General features: G+C 76.0%; 1 protein-coding gene. It reads left to right on the plus strand.

Translation table 11 applies throughout. The features are described from left to right. Complete coding sequence (locus MRQ36_RS32855; protein WP_242801716.1) at positions 1 to 1,494, plus strand: AAA family ATPase; 1,494 nt, start codon at positions 1 to 3, stop codon at positions 1,492 to 1,494. The last annotated feature ends 94 nt before the right edge of the window (positions 1,495 to 1,588 follow it).

Below are 1,588 nucleotides of genomic sequence, written 5' to 3' on the forward strand. Positions count from 1 at the left end.
CTGACGTACGACGCGGAGCCCGCCTACCGGGTGGAGGCGAGCTACCGGGTCGAGCCCGCCTACCGGCTCGACCCGTCACACCCCGCCGAACCCGGCTACCGCGCCGAGCCCGGCTACCCGGCCGAGCCCGGCTACCCGGCCGAGCCCGGCTACCGGGCCGAGCCGAGCTACGGTGCCGAGCCGGCCTACGGCACCGCGTCGACGTACGGCGCCGAGCCCGGGTACGGCGTCGACCCGGCCTACGGCACCGACACCGGCTACCGGGCCGACCGGCAGCCCGGCTCCCGGGTCGACCCGCTGCCCGCACCCCGCGCCGAGCCGGCGTACCGGACCGATCCGGCGTACCGGGCGGACCCGCCGCACCGGGCCGAACCGGCGGTGGGTCGCTCCGTGCCCGAGCCGCGCCGGGGCACCGCCTCCGTCGAGTCCCGCTACGCGGTGCTGGACAACGGCTACCGGCACGAGGCACCGCCCCCGGAGTCCCGCTACGCCCCGCTGCTCGACAGCGGCTACCGGCCACCGAGCTATCCGGCGGCGGAGCCCGCGCTCCCGGCGGCGGAGCCCGTCCCGACGTACCGGCCGGCCGTGGAGCCGGTGCCGGCGTACCAACCACCGGCGATCTCCGACGGCTATCCGGTGCGCAGCGAGCCGGCCCGGGTGGAGTGGCGGGCGCCGGCCCCGGAGACCGAGCAGGAGCGGGCCGCCGGGGTGCTCCGCCGGGAGCTGGGCACCCCACGGGTGCTCGCCTTCGCCAACCCGAAGGGCGGCGTGCACAAGACCACCGCCACCGTGCTGGCCGCCGCCACGGTGGGCAGCGTGCGCGGGCGGGGCGTGCTCGCCTGGGACGACAACGAGCTGCGCGGCACCCTCGGGCTGCGCGCCGGCAGCGCCCGGCACGCCCGGACCATCCGGCACCTGATCTCCGACCTCGCGCAGATCGAGATCCTGGAGGGCGCACCCCTGCTGGAGCACCTCGACGACTACCTGCGGCACGCCTCCGACGGCTCGTACGACGTGCTGGCTGGGGAGGAGAGCCCGCGCTTCGCGCAGCGGCTGGACCAGTTCACCGTCAAGCGGGTGCTGGAGCTGCTGCGGCGTACCCACGACGTGGTCTGCGTGGACACCGGCAACAACGTGGAGAGCCCGAACTGGCGCACCGTGATGCAGGCCGCCGACCAGCTCGTGGTCACCACCGTGCCCCGCGAGGACGCCGCGTTCAGCGCCGACTGGATGCTCGACCTGCTGCACGAGGTGGGGATGGGGGAGCTGGCCGACAACGCGGTCACCCTGATCTCCTGCCCGACGCCGGGCCGCTCGTCGCTCCAGGACGACCTGGAGCGGCACTTCGCCACCCGGACCCGCGCCGTGGCCGTGGTGCCGTACGACGCGGCGCTGGAGACCGGTTCGTCGATCGAGTACCACCAGCTCCAGCCGGAGACCCGGGCGGCGTGGCTGAAGGCCGCCGCGGTGATGCTGGAGCCGTTCGCCCGGTGACCGGCACCGGCACCCCGCGCCGCCGCCCGGCCTGAGAGGATCATCGGGTGAGCCCGGACACCTCCGACCCCGAGCGTCCCGCCGACCAGCCCGG

It is taken from the genome of Micromonospora sp. R77 (genome assembly GCF_022747945.1).
Taxonomy (GTDB): Bacteria; Actinomycetota; Actinomycetes; order Mycobacteriales; family Micromonosporaceae; genus Micromonospora.